This is a genomic window from Streptomyces sp. NPDC050085 (genome assembly GCF_044460595.1).
GTDB lineage: Bacteria > Actinomycetota > Actinomycetes > Streptomycetales > Streptomycetaceae > Streptomyces.
Window position 1 is genome coordinate 508,295 of record NZ_JBITJZ010000004.1, and the last position, 15,795, is coordinate 524,089.

Annotated in this window: 12 protein-coding genes; 5 read left to right on the forward strand and 7 right to left on the reverse strand. The window is 70.4% G+C overall.

Features of this window, described 5'->3' with window-relative positions:
• The first annotated feature begins 88 nt into the window (after positions 1-88).
• The 4 genes from ACIBUY_RS18470 to ACIBUY_RS18485 all read left to right on the forward strand — a co-directional run bounded on the left by ACIBUY_RS18470 (position 89) and on the right by ACIBUY_RS18485 (position 6,068).
• Positions 89-1,108 carry a hypothetical protein gene (locus ACIBUY_RS18470; RefSeq protein ID WP_399153064.1) on the forward strand — a complete coding sequence of 340 codons (1,020 nt, stop codon included), beginning with the start codon at positions 89-91 and terminating at the stop codon, positions 1,106-1,108.
• Between the two features lie 4 nt (positions 1,109-1,112).
• Positions 1,113-1,472: a GntR family transcriptional regulator gene (locus tag ACIBUY_RS18475; protein ID WP_365579168.1), complete on the forward strand. Its 360-nt coding sequence runs from the start codon at positions 1,113-1,115 to the stop codon at positions 1,470-1,472.
• A gap of 554 nt (positions 1,473-2,026) precedes the next feature.
• On the forward strand, positions 2,027-3,052 hold the full coding sequence (locus ACIBUY_RS18480) for an aldo/keto reductase family protein (protein WP_399153065.1): 1,026 nt from the start codon (positions 2,027-2,029) through the stop codon (positions 3,050-3,052).
• A gap of 148 nt (positions 3,053-3,200) precedes the next feature.
• Positions 3,201-6,068, forward strand: a complete 2,868-nt coding sequence (locus ACIBUY_RS18485) for a family 43 glycosylhydrolase (protein ID WP_399153066.1) — start codon at positions 3,201-3,203, stop codon at positions 6,066-6,068.
• Between the two features lie 41 nt (positions 6,069-6,109).
• On the opposite strand, the gene ACIBUY_RS18490 is transcribed toward ACIBUY_RS18485, so the two are convergent.
• The 3 genes from ACIBUY_RS18490 to ACIBUY_RS18500 all read right to left on the reverse strand — a co-directional run bounded on the left by ACIBUY_RS18490 (position 6,110) and on the right by ACIBUY_RS18500 (position 8,092).
• Positions 6,110-6,499 (reverse strand): VOC family protein, encoded by a 390-nt coding sequence (locus ACIBUY_RS18490; RefSeq protein ID WP_365579164.1) that lies wholly within the window; start codon positions 6,497-6,499, stop codon positions 6,110-6,112.
• A gap of 106 nt (positions 6,500-6,605) precedes the next feature.
• The gene (locus tag ACIBUY_RS18495; protein ID WP_365579162.1) at positions 6,606-6,947 is read right to left on the reverse strand and encodes a DUF1330 domain-containing protein; all 342 of its coding nucleotides are present in this window, start codon (positions 6,945-6,947) and stop codon (positions 6,606-6,608) included.
• Between the two features lie 98 nt (positions 6,948-7,045).
• Complete coding sequence (locus ACIBUY_RS18500) at positions 7,046-8,092, reverse strand: NAD(P)-dependent alcohol dehydrogenase (RefSeq protein WP_365579160.1); 1,047 nt, start codon at positions 8,090-8,092, stop codon at positions 7,046-7,048.
• A 116-nt stretch (positions 8,093-8,208) separates the two neighbouring features.
• On the opposite strand from ACIBUY_RS18500, the gene ACIBUY_RS18505 reads away from it, so the two are divergent.
• Entirely contained in the window at positions 8,209-9,120 is a 912-nt protein-coding gene (locus tag ACIBUY_RS18505; protein ID WP_365579158.1) for a helix-turn-helix transcriptional regulator, read from the forward strand.
• Here ACIBUY_RS18505 and ACIBUY_RS18510 read toward each other — a convergent pair.
• The 4 genes from ACIBUY_RS18510 to ACIBUY_RS18525 form a co-directional block, all read right to left on the reverse strand.
• Positions 9,108-9,878: an antibiotic biosynthesis monooxygenase gene (locus ACIBUY_RS18510; protein ID WP_365579156.1), complete on the reverse strand. Its 771-nt coding sequence runs from the start codon at positions 9,876-9,878 to the stop codon at positions 9,108-9,110. The genes ACIBUY_RS18505 and ACIBUY_RS18510 overlap by 13 nt on opposite strands.
• A gap of 71 nt (positions 9,879-9,949) precedes the next feature.
• Positions 9,950-13,216 carry a S8 family peptidase gene (locus tag ACIBUY_RS18515; protein WP_399153179.1) on the reverse strand — a complete coding sequence of 1,089 codons (3,267 nt, stop codon included), beginning with the start codon at positions 13,214-13,216 and terminating at the stop codon, positions 9,950-9,952.
• Positions 13,217-13,400: 184 nt separating this feature from the next.
• Positions 13,401-14,081, reverse strand: a complete 681-nt coding sequence (locus tag ACIBUY_RS18520; protein ID WP_399153067.1) for an ABC transporter ATP-binding protein — start codon at positions 14,079-14,081, stop codon at positions 13,401-13,403.
• 53 nt (positions 14,082-14,134) lie between these two features.
• Positions 14,135-15,598, reverse strand: a complete 1,464-nt coding sequence (locus ACIBUY_RS18525; protein ID WP_399153068.1) for an ABC transporter permease — start codon at positions 15,596-15,598, stop codon at positions 14,135-14,137.
• Between the last annotated feature and the right edge of the window lie 197 nt (positions 15,599-15,795).

Sequence of the window (15,795 nt, forward strand, 5' to 3'; positions counted from 1 at the left end):
ACGACACCTCGACCAGCCGGCCAGGTGACAGTCAACCCGTCATTGTTCTAGTATGACGCAAACAAGTACCGCACATTCGGGAGGTTCCATGCCGTCCTCCATGCCGTCCTCCATGCCGCCCTCCAAGCGCGTACGGGTCGCCGCTTCCGCCGCGCCCTGCGTACTGGCCGCCCTCGTCGTCGGCGGTGTCTATCTCGGCGTACGCGAACGGCTGCCGGATCCGATCGCCACGCACTTTCCGGGGAGCGGAGCGCCGGACGGGTTCGGGTCCGGCGGGGGTTTCGTGGGGGTCGCTGTCGGGGTGCTGCTCGGGATGGGGGTGCTGATGGGCGCGCTCGGCGGGTTCCAGCAGGCGGGTGCCGCGCGGTGGATACCGCCTCTGTCGTGGGCGGCGGCCGGGCTGACCGGGTCCGTGATGGTGTCGGCGCTCGTCGTGAACTCCGGTGTCGCCGACGCGCATGACGTACGGATGCCCGTGTGGCACCTCGGCATCGGGTGCGCGGTCGCCGTCGCGGCGGGCTGCGTCGGGTGGCTGATCGCGCGCGGCTGGCCCGGCGGACCGGTGGGGCGTGGCGTCGGGCCCGCGGGGCGGCTGACGCTGGGCGAGACGGAGAGCGCCGTGTGGGTGCGGGGCACGGGGTCCTGGCAACTCGGCCTGATCGGCGGCGTGTTGGTCGTGGGCGGAGTCGCGACCGTGGCGCCGCTGGGGTGGATCCCGTGCACGGTCCTGGTTCCCGCCGGGCTGTCCTGCCTCGTCTTCAGCCGGCTCCAGGTCGCCGCGGGCCCGCGCGGTCTCAGCGTCTCCGTGCTCGGGCTGCCCTGGGCCCGCGTCCGCGTCCCGCTGGACGGCATGGCGAGCGCCACGGCACGGCAGGTGAGCGCGATCGGCGACTTCGGCGGCTGGGGCTACCGGATCAGGCCCGGCGCCTCCGGGGTGATCCTGCGCTCCGGCGAAGCGCTCGTCGTGCGGCGCCGGGGCAGGGACGGGGGCGAAGACGGGCGGGAGTTCGCCGTGACCGTGGAGGACGCGGCCACCGCTGCTGCACTGTTGACGTCCCTCATCGACAACTCCCGTACCACGCACGGGACTTCTTCAACCTCGGGATGACAGCGTGCTGATTCGTGTGACTCCGGGATCCACCACCCCGCTCGGTGACCAGATCGCCGCGCAAGTGCGGCGGGCTGTCGCCGATGGGGACGTGTCCCCCGGCGAACGCCTGCCGTCGGCCCGCGCACTCGCGGACTCGCTCGGCGTCAACCTCCATACGGTGCTTCGGGGTTACCAGCGGCTGCGCGACGAAGGGCTCATCGAGTTGCGGCGCGGGCGGGGCGCCGTGGTGCTCTCCGGCGACGCGGCTGCCGGGCGGGCCCGGCTGATGGAGAAGGTGCTGGCGCTGGTGTCGGAGGGGCGCCGGCTCGGGCTGAGCGACGAGGAGATCGTGGGGTTGGTGCGGGGCGGGATGACCCCGTAGAGCCTCCCGAGAACCGGTAGGGGTGCGCGCACCGGCCCAGGACCAGGAGGGCGGTGATCCTGCGCCGTACGTCGACCGATTCGGCAAGGGCGTCGGCCTCACGCAGGGCCGGCGCCTGCACCTCGAGTTCCGGCAGCATGTCGAGGAGGGCGTCGCGCGCTTCCCACTCGCTCGACCTCGGTGCCGAACGCGATCATCGGGAACTCGGCGCTCGCCACGGGCTCGTCCTCCCGCCCCGACAAGACGAACAGGGTGGACCACTGGGCGAGGGCGGCGCCCCCTCCCCCGGGCTCAGGGAAGGACCGTGCGCTGCCCGGCTGCTGCCTCACGCCGGGTCTCGCCAACGAGCAGTCCGCATACGGCTGTTGCGGCTTCGTGCTGTCCGGCGCCCGCCAGGTTCGCCGCCCACGGGACCAGCCCCCAGAAGGGCTGTTCCGATGCGCCGCCGCGGACCGTCTCCGGCCTCGCGCTTCAGCAGGAGTTCCACTTCGGGATCCGAGGTGCGGTGCTGATTCAGGGCTACTTGAGGCCCCGGGGTTCCCTAGGCTTCCGCCATGGAACATCGTGCGCTCGGCCGCAGCGGCCTCATGATCAGCGAAATCACCTACGGAAACTGGCTCACGCACGGCGAACTGGTCGGCCGGGACGGCGCGTTGGCGTGCATCCGGGCGGCCCTCGACGTCGGCATCACCACCTTCGACACCGCGGACGTGTACGCCCAGGGCGCCGCCGAGGAACTGCTCGGGGAGGCGTTGCAGGCCAGCGGTGTGCGCAGGTCCTCGCTGGAGATCGCCACCAAGGTTTGCCTGCCGGTGGGTGACGGACCCAACGACCGCGGGCTGTCCCGCAAGCACGTCATGGAGTCGTGCGACGCATCGCTGCGCCGCCTTCGCACCGACTACGTCGACCTCTACCAGGCCCATCGCTTCGACGAGCGCACCCCGCTGGAGGAGACCCTCGTCGCGTTCGACGACCTGGTCCGGCAGGGGAAGGTGCTGTACCTGGGGGTGTCGGAGTGGACCGCGCCGCAGATCGCGTCCGCGCTCGCGCTCGCCGACGAACTGGGGCTGCGCAGTCGCATCGTCTCCAACCAGCCGCAGTACAACATGCTGTGGCGGGTGATCGAGCCGGAGGTGCTGCCGCTGTGCCGGGAGCGGGGCATCGGGCAGCTCGCCTTCCAGCCGTTGGCGCAGGGGGTGTTGACGGGCAAGTACCGGCCGGGGCAGGCGCCGCCCGAGGGGTCGCGGGCCGTCGCGGGCGGGCGGGCACCGCAGTTCATCGGGCGGGTCATGGGTAGGCAACTCCTCGAGCACGTCCAGGAGTTGCGGCCGATCGCCGAGGAATCAGGTGTGTCCATGGCCCAGTTCGCCATTGCCTGGGTGCTGCACCAGGAGGGCGTGTCCTCCACCGTCATCGGGGCCAGCCGGCCGGAGCAGGTCATCGAGAACGTCGCGGCCTCGGGCGTACGCCTTGGCGAGGACGCCCTCAAGGCCGTCGATGACATCCTCGCGACGCTCGTCGACCGTGACCCGGCGAAGACCGCCCGGATGATGGCTGTCGAGGCCGACTGGCGCGATTAGGGCCACACCGGGAGAAGCTCAAAGGGTGGGCGGGATAGGGCAGTTGCGCACATTTGCCGTTCGGCATCTCGACCACCCTTCGATTTCTCGGACCAATCTGCGTCACGGATCTTGACCGGGCCACTGAGGGGCTTCTTCACTGCGACGCATGCCCACCAACAGGACGCCACACCTCTCCCGTCGGCATCTGCTGGTCGCCGGTGCCCTCACCGTCACGGCCGCCGCGCTGCCCGCACCCGCCGCACAGGCTCGCACCCGGGGCAAGGACGCCGACTACGCCGGATACCTCTTCGTCTACTTCACCGGCGAGGGCACCGCCACTGGCGAGCAGATATACATGGCCCTCAGCCGGGGCAACGACCCGGTGCACTACCGGGAGTTGAACGGCGCCGCCCCCGTGCTCACCTCCGACCTCGGTGACAAGGGCGTGCGCGACCCCTTCGTCATCCGGTCGCCCGACGGGGACAAGTTCTTCCTCATCGCCACCGATCTGAAGATCAACGGCGGCAAGGGCTGGGACTACGTGCAGCGGCACGGCAGCCGGTCGATCATCGTGTGGGAGTCGACCGATCTCGTGAACTGGGACGGGCCGCGGTCCGTCGAAGTGTCACCCGAGAACGCGGGCAACACCTGGGCGCCGGAGGCCTATTGGAGCGAGGAGATCGGCGCGTACGTCGTCTTCTGGGCCTCCAAGTTGTACGCCGATGACGATCCCGAACACACCGGGGACACGTACAACCGGATGCTGTACGCCACCACCACGGACTTCGTGACGTTCACCGAGGCCAAGGTGTGGAACGACCCCGGGTACTCCGTCATCGACTCCACCGTCATCGCGCACGACGGGACGTACTACCGGTTCACGAAGGACGAGCGGGGCGCGGACCAGTCGCCGTACGGGAAGTTCATCCTGGAGGAGAAGTCCACGGACCTCCTCTCCACCTCCTGGACGACCGTCGCCGAGGGCATCGGCATGGGCGCCATGGCGCAGGGCGAGGGGCCGCTCGTCTTCAAGGCCAACCCCACCAGCGGCGCGGACCAGTGGTACCTGTTCGTCGACGACTACACCGGGAGCGGGTACATCCCCTTCGTCTCCGACGATCTCGCGGCCGGGGTCTGGACCGAGGTGAAGGAGCGGCGGCTGCCGTCCGCGCCGCGCCACGGCACCGTACTGCCCGTCACCCAGGGCGAGTTCGACCGGCTGCAGGAGAAGTGGGGCGTCGCCCCCGTCCGCGCCGACGAGCACGGGCTCGTCGCGCACTGGCCGCTCGGCAGCGATGCCGAGGACGTCTCCGGGCACGGCTATCACGGCACCGCCGAGGGCGACGCCTCCTGGTCCGACGGGGCGCTCGTGCTCGGCGGCGCCACCGGGCACGTCAAGCTGCCGGACGACATGCTCGCCGGGCTCGACGCCGTCACCGTCGCCGCCGACGTGTGGGTGGACGAGGACCAGGCGACTCCGTACTTCCTCTACGGGTTCGGGAACACCGCCGCGGCCACCGGGTACGGCGACGGCTACCTCTTCTCCTCCGGCGGCTCGGCAGACTCCGGGTTCCGCGCCGGCCTGTCCGACGGCAACTGGAAGAGAGAGCAGGGGGTCGACTCCAACACCGGTCTCACGCGCGGGCGTTGGGCCCAGGTCACGTACACCGTCGACGGGGGCAGCCACACCTCCCGGCTGTATCTGGACGGCGCGGTCGTCGCCACGAACACGGCCACGCACCTCGCCCCCGGCGACATCGGCGGCGGCCGCACCACCGCCAACCACCTGGGCCGCTCCGTGTACGCGTCCGACAAGCGCCTCAAGGGACGGCTGCGGGACGTACGGCTCTACAACCGCGCCCTGTCCGCGGACGAGATCGCCGCCCTGCCCGCGAACGCCACCAGCATCCGCGGCGTCGAGCTGGCCGCCCTGAAGGTGCCCGCGATCATCGAAGAAGAGGGGGAGACCGGCGGAACCGTCGTCCTGCCCGTCGCACCCGGCACGCAACTTCAGTCGCTACGACCCGAGTTCACGCTCGCACCCGGCGCGCGGATCAGCCCCGCCAGCGGCCGCCGCGTGGATCTGCGCCGGCCCGTCACGTACACCGTCACCTCGGCGCAGGGCGCCGCCCGGACCTGGAAGGTATCGGCCGTGGAGATGCGGACGCCCGTGCTGCCCGGGTACCACGCCGACCCCAACATCGTCGCGTTCGGGGGCACTTACTACCTCTACACCACCACGGACGGGTTCGACGGCTGGAGCGGGACCACCTTCGGCGTGTGGTCGTCGAAGAACCTCGTCGACTGGACCGACCACGGGGTCATCCTCGACCTCGGCAAGGACGTGAGCTGGGCCGAGTCCCGGGCGTGGGCCCCGACCATCGCCGAGAAGGACGGGCGGTTCTACTTCTACTTCTGCGCCGAGGCGAAGATCGGGGTCGCCTCGGCCGATTCACCCACCGGACCCTTCACGGACAGCGGCAAGGTCCTCATCGCCGCGAATCCGGACGGCGGCGGCCAGGCCATCGACCCGGCCGTCTTCACGGACGACGACGGGCAGGCGTACCTCTACTGGGGCAACGGCTCGGCCTGGGTCGTCCCGCTGAACGACGACATGGTGTCGTACGACGCCTCAAAGGTGCGTCAGATCAAGGGACTTGAGGACTTCAGGGAGGGTCTTTTCGTCGTCCGGAGGAAGGGGACGTACCACCTGACGTACTCCATCGACGACACCCGAAGCGTCAACTACCGCGTCGGGTACGCCACTTCCGACTCCCCCTACGGACCGTTCACCAACCGGGGCGTGATACTGGAGAAGGATCCCGCCCAGGGCATCCTCGGCACCGGGCACAACTCGCTGCTCCAGGTGCCCGGCACCGACGACTGGTACATCGCCTACCACCGCTTCGCGATCCCGGGCGGCGACGGCACCCACCGCGAGACCACCATCGACCGGGTCACGTTCGGGGCGGACGGTCTGATGAAGGCGGTCACGCCGACCCTCGACGGGGTACGGCCGCGGCGCATCCCGTAGTCGCGGCACCCCGTAGTCGCGGCACGAGTGCGCGACCGGGCTCAACCGGTCGTCAGGATCTCCATGTTGTGCCCGTTCGGGTCGTCGAAGTACGTGGCCCTGCTGCGGCCACGGGTACGGATCTCGCCCGGGGTCCGGTGGTGCGGGTCTGCCCAGTGGGTCAGACCCGCCGCCCGGATCCGGGCGAGGATCGCGTCGAACTCGTCGTCCGTGACCTGGAACGCGTAGTGCTGCGGGGTGATCCGCTCGCCGAACGCGGAGTCGTCGATCTCGCGGTCGTAGTAGTCGAGCGTGACGCCGTTCGCGACCTCGACCGGGGTGAACGGGCCGTCCGGCGGGCCCACTTCGAGTCCGAGGAGGTCGGCGAGGAAGCGGGCGGAGGCCTGCTTGTCATGAGCGGCGACGATGGTGTGGTTCAGTTCGACGGGCATCGTGCGGTCCCCTTCCGGGCGCTGCGTGAAGTCGTACAGCCACGGTAGGAAGGGCCGGTGCGGTGACGCATCCGCCTTGCGGAGTGCGGGAGTTGGGGCATTGGGCCTACGACGTCCCGCGGATCGCCGCGACCGTACGCGCCGCTTCGTAGCCCGGCGCCACCCCCTCCAGGAACACCAGGCTGCCGGGCAGGTGGTCGGTGCGCATCGGCAGGATCTCCTGGTAGGCGGGCGACGCGTACCAGGCGTGGGCCCGGTCCAGGTCGGGGAACTCGACCATCACGACGTCACCGAGCGGCTCTCCCTCCACCCAGTTCGCCTGCTTGCCGTGGACCAGGAAGCGGCCGCCGTACGGCTCGAAGGTGGACTGGACACGCTCCATGTACGTGAGGACGTCCGGGTGCGGTGCGGTCGTCGGGCGCATCACGGCTATCACGTAGGCGGTCATGAGCGAGCCCTCCTCGGGTTCCGGCGGTGTCGGGGGAAACACTGCCGGATCCCGGGGAGGGCCGTCGATTACCCCTGGAGTAGGGGGAGTTGCCGGAGTCAGATCGTCGCGGTGTCGATCACGAAGCGGTAGCGCACGTCGGAGTTGATGACGCGCTCGTAGGCCTCGTTGATCTGGCTGGCCTCGATGAGCTCGATCTCGGCGCCCAGGCCGTGCTCGGCGCAGAAGTCGAGCATCTCCTGGGTCTCGGCGATGCCGCCGATCATCGATCCGGCGAGGGTCTTGTTGCCGCCGATGAGGGTGAAGAGGTTCAGCGCGACCGGCTCCTCGGGGGCGCCGACGTTCACCAGGGCGCCGCCCGTCCTGAGCAGCCCGAGGTACGCGCCGAAGTCGAGCGGCGCGGACACGGTGGAGAGGATGACGTCGAAGGTGCCGGCCAGGTCCTCGAAGGTCTTCGGGTCACTGGTCGCGTAGTAGTGGTCGGCGCCCAGCTTCAGGCCGTCGTCCTTCTTGCGCAGCGACTGGGACAGGACCGTCACCTCGGCGCCGAGCGCGTGGGCGATCTTGACGCCCATGTGGCCGAGGCCGCCGAGGCCGACGACCGCGACCTTCTTGCCGGGGCCCGCGCCCCAGTGCTTCAGCGGGGAGTACGTGGTGATGCCCGCGCAGAGCAGCGGGGCGGCCACGTCGAGGGAGAGGCCGTCGGGGATGCGGACGGCGTAGTTCTCGTCGACGACGACCTTCTGCGAGTAGCCGCCGTAGTTCGGCGTGCCGTCGCGGCCGATGGCGTTGTACGTGGGGCCGATGCTGCCGTTCAGGCAGTGCTGCTCCTGACCCGCCTTGCAGTTCTCGCACTCGCGGCAGGAGTCGACGAGACAGCCGACGCCCACGCGGTCGCCGACCCGGTATTTGGTGACGCCCGGGCCGACCTCTTCGACCACACCGGCGATCTCGTGGCCCGGGACCATCGGGAAGAGGGCCTCGCCCCAGCCCTCGCGGGCCTGGTGGATGTCGGAGTGGCAGATGCCGGCGAACTTGATGTCGATCAGCACGTCGTGCTCGCCGACCGTGCGGCGCTCGATGGTGGTGCGCTCCAGCGGAGCCTTGGAGCTGGGAGCGGCGTATGCGGCAACAGTCGTGGTCATGCGACCAGCCTGCCAGCCCGATCCACGTTCACCCAGGTCATCGCTTTGCGTACGTCCAGCGGTCCTACCACTGGCGGGGTCAGGCTCGGTTTCGTACGACCGGGAATACTGGAGGCATGAGCGATCACCCCCACTCCCCCGACGGCCTCGACCGCCGCGCCGAGCTCAGCGAGTTCCTGCGCACCCGGCGGGCCCGGCTCAAGCCGGAGGACGTGGGGATCCCGTCCCTCGGCCGGGCCCGCCGCGTCCCGGGCCTGCGCCGCGAGGAGCTGGCACAGCTGGCCGGGGTCTCGGTGGCGTACTACACCCGCCTGGAGCAGGGCAACGGGCGCAACGTGTCGGCCGAGGTCCTCGACGCGATCGCGCGCGCCCTGCAGCTGTCCGACGCCGAGCACGCCCACCTCACGCATCTCGCCAAGCCGCAGCAGCAGCGCAAGAAGCACCGCGCGCCCCGCCGCCAGCAGGTGCGGCCCGCGCTGCGCCAGCTGCTCGACTCGGTGGAGGGCGTGCCCGCGTACGTCGCCGGGGCGCGGGCCGACATCCTCGCCTGGAACCGGATGGCGGCGGCCCTCTTCGGCGACTGGGGCAGCCTGCCGGCCGGCGAGCGGAACTGGGCGCGGATGACGTTCCTCAACCCGGACTACCGCGAGCTGTTCATCGACTGGGAGTCCAAGGCCAGCGACATCGTCAGCTATCTGCGGATGTACGCGGGCGAGCACGCGGAGGACCCGGAGCTGTCGGCGCTGGTCGGTGAACTCTCCGTCAAGAGCGAGGAGTTCAGGCGGCTGTGGGCCACCCATGACGTGAAGCAGAAGGGCCACGGCGTGAAGCGGATGCGGCATCCGCTGGTCGGCGAGCTGACCCTCGCGTACGAGACGCTGTACCTGCCGGACGACGACGGCCAGTTCCTGAGCCTGTACAGCGCGGAGCCGGATTCCGCTTCGGCGGACGCGCTGCGCCTGCTGGCGAGCTGGGGCACCGACGCCGCGGCGCAGCTGCACTCCGAGCCCGGACCTCAGGGCCGGTAGGGCGGGGCCGCGCCCCAGGTCCACTGCGGCACCGGCTGCTCGGCGGGCCGGGTCGCGTCCGGGCCCGAGAAGTACACCGCGAGCCGCGTCCCCCACTCCACGTACGCGCTGAACGCCGAACGGAACTCGGCGTCCGTCGGCAGCCCCGCCTCGTCCGCCGCGTCGTGGATCAGGTTCACCCAGCGGCGCCGCTGCGGCTCGGTGATGCCCTTGCCGATGTGCTTGGCGACCATGTGGCTGTGTCCGCCGTGCTGTTCCGTGTACGCGGACGGGCCGCCGAAGACCTCGCCGAGCCAGAGCGCGACGTGTTCGGCGTGCTCGGCGGGGAGGTCGGCGAAGAGCGGGCCGAGCAGGTCGTCCTTGAGGACGTGGTCGTAGAAGACGGCGGTGAGGCGGCTGAGCGCCTCGGCGCCGCCCGCCCATGCGTAGAGGGTGGGTTCGGCCGACCCGCTGCCGCGCACCGTCGTCGGCTTGTAGTGGCGCATCTCGTCGATGTCACCCACGTACGGGCGGATCTCCGCGAGGAAGTCGGGGAAGAGGTCGGACTGCCGGAAGCCTTCGAGGTGGTCCTCGGTCGAGGTCCACACGATGCGCAGGACGAAGTGCTCGAAGTCCTCCTCGCAGCGCGTGAGTTCGTAACTGACGCAGTGCGGGGAGGCGGCCAGCTGCCGGGCCGCGCGGGTGTAGGCGGCGAGGAAGCCGGGCGAGCGGTCCTCGGCGATGTGGTAGCGGATGTATTCGACCGTCTGAGTCGTCATGGGGGTCATCCCAACACGGGCGGCCCGCCCCGGCCATAAGCCGGAACGGGCCGCCTGTGTACGTGCGTTGACTACTTGCCGTAGTACGCGTTGTAGACCGAGATCGTCGACACGTTGCCCTTCTTGTCGGTGATCTTGGCGTGGAAGGAGATCGCCTTGCCCTTGGCGGGGTTCTTGACGGAGATCTTCCAGTTCTTGTACGTGACCTGCTTCCAGGTCTTGCCGTAGTCGTAACTGACGGACACCGACATGGACTTGAAGTTGCTGCCCTTGGCGGCGCCCTGGACCTGGAGCGGGATCGACTGCGTCTTGCCCGCGGGAACCGTGCTGTCCAGGCCCGTCGTCGCGGCGAAGCGGACGCCGGAGGCGGGCAGCCTGACCAGGTCGGCCACGCCCTTCGAGCGGAACGACCAGGTCGCGTAGATCTCGGGGGTCGCGGTCGCCACCTTGGGGTCGCGCTTGACCGAGGTCGTCAGCTTGTACGCGGCGTCGCCGGCGGGGACCCTGAAGCTCCCCCCGCCGAAGAGCGGGTCATGGTTCGACCCGACCTTCGTGCCGTTGCGGTAGAGCGTCGTGCCGACCGAGGTGAAGTCGGACGAGCCCGCGTGCGTCTGGCCGTCGGCGAACAGCGGCAGCGAACCGGAGATGTCGTTGCCGTCGCGGTACAGCCCGAAGTCGCCGCCGATCAGCGGCCCGAACACGGCCGTGTTGAACGTCTTCGTGTAGCTCTTGCCGCCCTGGAAGGCCTGCGGGTAGCCGAGCGTGTAGAAGGCGTCCTGGATCGGGCTGTCCTGCGCGTCCTTGCCCGCGAACTGCCCGACGTCCAGGCCCCACCGGATGCCCTCGCCCGTGGAGACGTGCAGGGTGCGGGTGGCGGGCAGCTTCTGCTCGGCGGTCACGCCGTAGACGAGGTCGGTCGGGAACTCGCCGGTGGCGCTGACCATGCCGGTCTTGCCGGGGGCGGAGGCCCCCACCTTGGTGGTGATCGTCGCCAGCTCGGACGCACTGAAGTGCTTGACCTTGCCGCCGGTGAGGTGCTTGACGGCGGAGGTGGTCGCCACGTCGTACTCGGCGGCGCCGCCCTTGGCCCACTGCCCGAACCAGGTCTGCGCCATGCCGCTGGGCACGTCGGCGCCGAGCGGCGCGACCCGCACGTCCGCGAAGGAGCCGACGCCGACGGTGAGCCCGAACGCGGCCGGGTCGTAGGTGAAGCCGACGGTGGCCGCCAGCGGCGTGGCACCGGTGTCCGGCACCGTGATGTCGGCCGCCTTGGTCTTGCGGGCGTCCAGCGTCAGGGACACGTCCTTGGTGACGCTCAGCTTGGGCTGCACGAGCCAGTCCACGCCGCCCGTGCCGTGCTCCAGGTCCTTGGCGAGGATGCCGTCCACCAGGTACGTGCCCTTGGGCACGCGCATCGTGACCTTGCCGGAAGCGACCTGCGGCGCGGAGGACACCTGGTCGATGCCGCCGGCCCCGTAGTGGTACAGGTCGGTCAGGTACGTCGGCAGCGGCTGCCCGTCACGCCCGATGTGCGTGAGCGTCACGTCGTACGACTCGACCTCGCGCTGCACCGCGGCCGCGGTCCGCACGGACTGGCCGCCGCCGGTCGCCGTCACGTACACGGAGTACGCGCCGTCGACGGTGCCGCCCAGCTTGGTGTCGGCCGACACGTCCACGGAGGCGGTGCCGCCCGCGGGGACGGTGACCTTGGTGGCGCCGAGCTTGAAGAAGCCCGCGGGGGCCGGCTGGCCCTTGGGGTTGGTGCCCGTCGCCAGGGCGAGGTCGAGGGTGACGTCGGCCGTGCCCGTGTTCTTGTACGTCACCTGCTTGGTGAGCGGGGTGTCGTCGGTGTGCGGCCACTGCGCGACGCCGAAGCTCACCGACGCGTTCTCGGCGAACACGGTCTGCGTGATGGCCTTGTCGACCTGGATGCGGCCGCTGCCCTGCTGGAACGGGGTGAGCCCCGCGGTGCCCTTCGTCGACCCGACGAGGACCGACTTGAGCTGCTGGTACGTCCAGTCCGGGTGCTGCTGCTTGAGGATCGCGGCCGCACCGGCGACGTGCGGCGTCGCCATCGACGTACCGGAGATGGTGAGGTACCCGGCCGGGTTCTCGCCGACCTCCTTGTCGATCACCGAGCCGGGAGCGGCGGCGGCCGTGATGTCGACGCCCGGCGCCGTCACGTCCGGCTTGATCCCGCCGTCGCCGACGCGCGGACCGGTGGAGGAGAAGTCGGCCAGCTTGTCGTTGCCGTCCACGGCGCCGACGGTCAGCGCGGCGTCCGCGCTGCCGGGCGAACCGATGGACTCGGGGCCCTCGTTGCCCGCCGCGATGGCGAACAGGATGCCCTTCTCCTGCGACAGCTTGTTGACCTCGGCCTCGAGCGGGTCGATCTCCGGGGTGTCGGTGCCGCCCAGGCTCAGGTTGACGACGTCGGCGCCCTCGGCGGCCGCCCACTCCATGCCCGCGAGGATGCCGGAGTCGTCGCCGTAGCCGTCGTTGTCGAGGACCTTGCCGCTGATCAGCTTGGCGCCCGGGGCGACGCCCTTGTACTTGCCGCCCGACTTGGCGCCGGTGCCGGCCGCGATGGACGCGACGTGCGTGCCGTGCCCGAAGTGGTCGGTGGCGTCGGGCGCGGTCGAGAAGTTCTTCGACTCGACGACCTGGTCCTTGAGGTCGGGGTGGGTCGCGTCGACGCCCGTGTCCAGGACGGCGATCTTGACGCCCTTGCCGTCGTACCCGGCGGCCCACGCCTTGGGCGCGCCGATCTGCGGCACCGACTTGTCCAGGCTCGCCCTGCGGATGCCGTCGAGCCAGATGCGGCTGACGCCGGCGGCGGTGGCGCCCTTGCCGTTCGTCACCGCGTCCCACAGCTTGTTCGCGTCGTCGTTCGGCGTGGTCACCGCGTCCGCGTTCAGCGCCTTCAGGGCCCGGCGGACCTTGGTGTCACCGGCGTCGCGCACCTCGGCCTTGGCGGCACTGGCGGCGCCCTGGTAGCCGACGATGACCTTCAGGCCGTTCTTCTGCGCCTTGCGGTACGACGCCTTGGACAGCTCCGTGACGTCGAACAGCCGCCGGTCGAGCTTGCCGGTGGCGATGAGCCGCTGCGCGTCGAGGGGCACCACATAGGTGTGCCCCTCGACTATCCGGGTCTGTACCGGTATGCGCTCGCGGCCCTTGGCGCGCTGCAGCCCGACCGGCTTGCCCTTCGCGTCGAGCGTGACCCGGTCACCGGTGATGAGCGTGACGTACCGCTTCGCGGTGAGGTCCCGCTGCGCGGTCTGCTGTGCCGTGCGCACCGAGTCGGCCGGTGCGGCGGCACCCGCGGGCGCGGACATGAGGCCCGCGGCCAACGCGACGGCGGCGGCGCCCGCTACGGCGACCGCCGCCCGACGCGTCCGGGTATGAGGTGATCTGAGCAACTTCCCCCCTGGTGAAGGTGGTTCAACCCCCGGGGGACTGCGATCAGCCCCCCGCAGATAGATGGCCGAGGGGGGCGATTGGTTGCTCTGCCCGCATGCTTTACGCGGCGTTCTCCTTGACCGAGATCAGGCCCTTGCGAAGGGTGGCGAGCCGGGGCGCCTTGCGGGCGATGGCGGAGTCGTGGGTGACCATGATGAAGGTCAGCCCGTGCTCCTTCCACTGCGCTTCCAGTACGTCCATGATCTCGTCGCGCATGGACTCGTCGAGGTTGCCGGTGGGCTCGTCGGCGAGCAGCACCTTCGGGTTCTTCACCAGCGCCCGTGCGATGGCGACGCGCTGCTGCTGACCGCCGGACAGCTCGGCGGGCAGGTGCCCGAGCCGCTCGCCGAGGCCCACGGACTTGAGCGCCTCGGCGGCCCGCTCGCGCCGGTCGGAGGCCTTGAGGCGGAGCGGGACGAGGGCCGTCTCGACGTTCTCCAGGGCGGTGAGCGTCGGGATGAGGTTGAAGGACTGGAACACGAACCCGATGGACTCGGCCCGCACCTTGGTCAGCCGCGCCTCCGGCAGCCTGGCCAGATCCGTGCCGTCGAGCTCGATGCTGCCCGCACTCGGCCGGTCGAGGCCGCCGAGCATCTGGAGCAGCGTCGACTTGCCGCCGCCGGTGGGGCCCTGGATGACGAGCCGGTCGCCGTCGCCGATGGTCAGGTCGATGCCGGCGAGCGCGTGGACGGTGTCCTTGGCGCGCCGGTACTGCTTGGTGACGCCTCTGAGCTGATACATGGTGCAACTCCTGCGATACGTAAGGGGGTTGGCTGCCCGGTGCAGGGCTGCTGCTACTCGACGCGGCGCAGCGCGTCGGCGGGGCGCAGCCGCGAGGCCCGCCAGCCGCCGAAGGCTCCGGCGATCAGACCGCCCGCGACGGCGAGGCCGACCGCGAGGGCGATGGTGGTGGCCGAGACCGGGGCGCTGAGCGCGATGTCGAGGGTCTTGCCGCCGCCGCTCGCGGCCTGGCGCATCATGCCGCCGCCGAAGCCGCCGCCCGGGCCCGACTGGGCGCCGCTCGCGCCGAGTTGGGCGGAGAGCGTGGGGCTGATGGCGGTGACGGCGTAGGCGCCCGCGAGGCCGACGGCGATGCCGAGGGCGCCGCCGAGCAGCCCGTTGACGACGGCCTCGCCGACGACCTGCCGGGTCACGCGCCCCGACCTCCAGCCGAGCGCCTTCAGCGTGCCGAACTCCCGCACCCGCCGCGACACGGCCGACGACGTGAGCAGCCCGGCCACCAGGAACGCGGCGACGAGCACCGCGAGCGACAGCCACTTGCCGACGTTCGAGGCGAGGTCGGAGGCGGTGGACAGGGAGCCGGAGACGGTGTCGGCGAGATCGGCGGACGTGGTGACGGTGGTGCCGCTGATGTTCTTCTGGATCGTCGACTTCACGGAGTCGATCTGCTGCGAGTCGCTCGCCTTGACGTAGACCGTCGTCACCTTGTTCTCGGCGTCGGCGAGCGTCTGCGCCTGCTTCAGCGGCAGGTACAGATTGGCGGCGGCGTCCCCGCTGTCGGGCGTCGCGATGCCGATGACTTTGTACTTGGTGCCCTTGACCGTGACGGTGCCGTCGACGGCGAGCTTCTTCTCCTTGGCGTACGACGCGTCGGCAACGACGACCTTCGCGTCGGTCTCGGACGTCTTGAACGTCCGCCCCTTGGTGATCTTCGAGGAGGTCAGCGGGCCGAGGTCCTGCTTGGTGACGTCGGTGCCGAACACGGAGTACGAGTTGACGTCGAAGTCGGCGCCGCCGCCCTCGACGCGGCCCTGCGGCTGGCCGGTGCCGCCGCCCGCACCACGACCGGGACCGCCCTGCTGCTGGTCCTGCTTGAACTGGCCGCGCGTGAACTGCCCGCTGACCTTCATGACTTGCAGGTTCAGGCCGCCCACCGTGTCGGCGACGCCCTTCTGCTGCCCGACCTCGGTGACCGTGGACGCGGCGAGGGTCTGGAACCCCTGCACCATCACCCGGTCGCTGCTCTGCTCCGCGCCGGAGTCGCTGTCCTTGGCGTCGAAGTTGAACCGCGGCCGCCCGGTCTCGCCCTCCTTGGGCGCGGCGGCGGCCTTGGTGACGGTCATGTCGGTGCCGAGGCCGTACAGCGACTGCAGCACCTTGTCCTGCGCCTTGTTCATGCCCGAGGACACGGAACTGACGACGATGACGAGCGCGATGCCGAGGGCAAGGCCGGAGGCGACGACGAGCGCCGCCCTTCTGCGGCGGCGCAACTCGCGCCTGAGATAGGTGAAGAACATCGAAGCCTCGCCGGTGACGGCCCACGGGGACGGGGGCGCTGACAGGAATCAGCGGAAGCCGGAGCAAAGGTCGTCGCTCCGGCTTCCGCTGCGGCGAAACCGTATTGAGGCGCTGTAAGGGTTCTGTGAGGTGCTGATGAGAACGGGATGAGACCGGTCACCGCCGGCGGCCCGGGCGCTGCCGGAAGACGCCGAGA

Excerpts from the sequence above, each read along its gene's own strand:
- ACIBUY_RS18470 (WP_399153064.1), top strand. The coding sequence starts at position 89 with ATGCCGTCCTCCATGCCGTCCTCCATGCCGCCCTCCAAGCGCGTACGG.
- ACIBUY_RS18480 (WP_399153065.1), top strand. The coding sequence starts at position 2,027 with ATGGAACATCGTGCGCTCGGCCGCAGCGGCCTCATGATCAGCGAAATC.
- ACIBUY_RS18485 (WP_399153066.1), top strand. The coding sequence starts at position 3,201 with ATGCCCACCAACAGGACGCCACACCTCTCCCGTCGGCATCTGCTGGTC.
- ACIBUY_RS18490 (WP_365579164.1), bottom strand. The coding sequence starts at position 6,499 with ATGCCCGTCGAACTGAACCACACCATCGTCGCCGCTCATGACAAGCAG.
- ACIBUY_RS18495 (WP_365579162.1), bottom strand. The coding sequence starts at position 6,947 with ATGACCGCCTACGTGATAGCCGTGATGCGCCCGACGACCGCACCGCAC.
- ACIBUY_RS18500 (WP_365579160.1), bottom strand. The coding sequence starts at position 8,092 with ATGACCACGACTGTTGCCGCATACGCCGCTCCCAGCTCCAAGGCTCCG.
- ACIBUY_RS18505 (WP_365579158.1), top strand. The coding sequence starts at position 8,209 with ATGAGCGATCACCCCCACTCCCCCGACGGCCTCGACCGCCGCGCCGAG.
- ACIBUY_RS18510 (WP_365579156.1), bottom strand. The coding sequence starts at position 9,878 with ATGACGACTCAGACGGTCGAATACATCCGCTACCACATCGCCGAGGAC.
- ACIBUY_RS18515 (WP_399153179.1), bottom strand. The coding sequence starts at position 13,216 with ATGTCCGCGCCCGCGGGTGCCGCCGCACCGGCCGACTCGGTGCGCACG.
- ACIBUY_RS18520 (WP_399153067.1), bottom strand. The coding sequence starts at position 14,081 with ATGTATCAGCTCAGAGGCGTCACCAAGCAGTACCGGCGCGCCAAGGAC.
- ACIBUY_RS18525 (WP_399153068.1), bottom strand. The coding sequence starts at position 15,598 with ATGTTCTTCACCTATCTCAGGCGCGAGTTGCGCCGCCGCAGAAGGGCG.